This window comes from Streptosporangium sp. NPDC049248 (assembly GCF_040678965.1).
Classification (GTDB): Bacteria; Actinomycetota; Actinomycetes; order Streptosporangiales; family Streptosporangiaceae; genus Streptosporangium; species Streptosporangium fukuiense.
The window spans coordinates 1-1,553 of sequence record NZ_JBFAQY010000085.1 but is presented as its reverse complement, the minus strand read 5'-3'; the positions used below and the strand labels follow the sequence as shown (position 1 = coordinate 1,553).

The 1,553-nt window shown below is 67.0% G+C and carries 1 protein-coding gene; it reads right to left on the bottom strand.

Features of this window, described 5'->3' with window-relative positions; translation table 11 throughout:
• The coding region (locus AB0K21_RS44645; protein WP_364159303.1) for a hypothetical protein at positions 1 to 1,515 on the bottom strand (1,515 nt) is incomplete at its 3' end.
• Between the last annotated feature and the right edge of the window lie 38 nt (positions 1,516 to 1,553).

Sequence of the window (1,553 nt, the reverse complement as noted above, 5' to 3'; positions counted from 1 at the left end):
GGTGTCGTAGGTTTCGAGGAGTTTGTGGGCGGTGGTGACGGGGGCGAGGGTTTCGGTGTAGGTCTTTTGTTTGAGGTTCTTGGAGTGGTGGTCGTAGCGCAGGCGCAGGGTGTCGGCGGTGTGGTAGGCGAAGGCCGCGATGGTGTTGGCCAGCGGGTCCTGGCTCCACCGGGCAACAGGCAGCTGGTTCTTGTACCAGGTCAGACAGTTGGTCAGCCAGGCGTGCTGCTGGCCGGCGAAGGGATTGAGAGTGGCGGCGCAGGCCGCGTCAGGGGTGGCGGCGCAGGAGCTGTAGGTGTTTTGCGCCGTGCGGAAGATGGTGGTGATGGTGGTCTCACCGGGGGTGTCGGCGGGAAGGCGTTCGGCGCCGTGCAACAGGACCTGCAAAAGCTCGTCGTCGTCGAGAGCGGTGGGGAAACCGGCCGCGGTGTAGGCCTGCAGCAGACGCAGGGCGGTGGACAGCTCGGCGTTGGCCTGGAAGAGAGGCTTGCCCGGGGTGGTCAACTCGGTGACGACGGCGTCGTAGTAGCCCTTCTGGCGTTCGGTCAGGAACCGGGTGACCTGGGTGCGGACGGCCTGCTGGGGCTCGGGATACTCGGTGAGCGTGGCGGTCTCGGCGAAGGACTGCCGATAGCCGCCGCTGACCCAGCGATCAAGGTAGTACTGGCTGGGATTGCAGACCGACGGGGGTTCGGGGCTGGAATCGGGCTTACGGCAGACGGTGGGCACCTCCCAGGTCTTGGTCCAGGTACGCAGCGTCTGAGGCGGATTCGCAGGCTGGCCGGGAGCGCTGGGCCAGGTGATGCGCAGGTGCATGGTGACCGACAGGGTCGAGGTGATGGAGTCCTCGGTGAGGGCGAACTGGTGGCAGTAGCCGAGAGTGGGCCGGGAGCCTTCGGGGAAGGCGTATCGGGCCATGGGAATGGCGTTGCCGCTGTAGGTGACGTTGGCGGGCCGTTCGAGGTTGATGATCGGGCCCTGCCCGGAGCCGCCGGTGCAGAACGGCACGATGTCGGGAGGCGCGGGCTGGGTGGCGATGGCCTGGTCGGCGGTGCCGAAGAGCTTGTAGTCCTTGTTGTCGACGGCCTGTTTCTGCAACGGCAGCAGGGCCGCGTTGAAGTCGGTGGCGGCGTTCTTGTAGTCCTCGACGAGCCCGGTGTAGAGCTTGTTGGTGTGGGACCCGTCGGGGTTGGGAGTCGGGGCGGGTGTGCTGAGCGCGCCGACGGCGTCGTCGATATCCCGGCCCGCGGCGACGAGATCGGCGGTGCGCTGGGGATTCATCTGGGCGGCGTAGACGGGGTTCTCCGCGGCGAGCTGACGGTAGCCGGTGGCCATCGACAACCAGACCGCGGCATTGGGGATCTCCGCCACACCGGCCGGCACACCGGCCGGCCACCCGTACTTACGGTTGCCGTACCAGGTCAAGAACCCGATCGCGCCACCGGTCTCCTCATACAGATCCAGCGCGGCCACCGGATCGTTCTCATGAGTGGGATAACTGCCCCTGCTGGGCACGAACGGAGCCTCCCGCGCCTGCGACGTCCCAGCGAAAT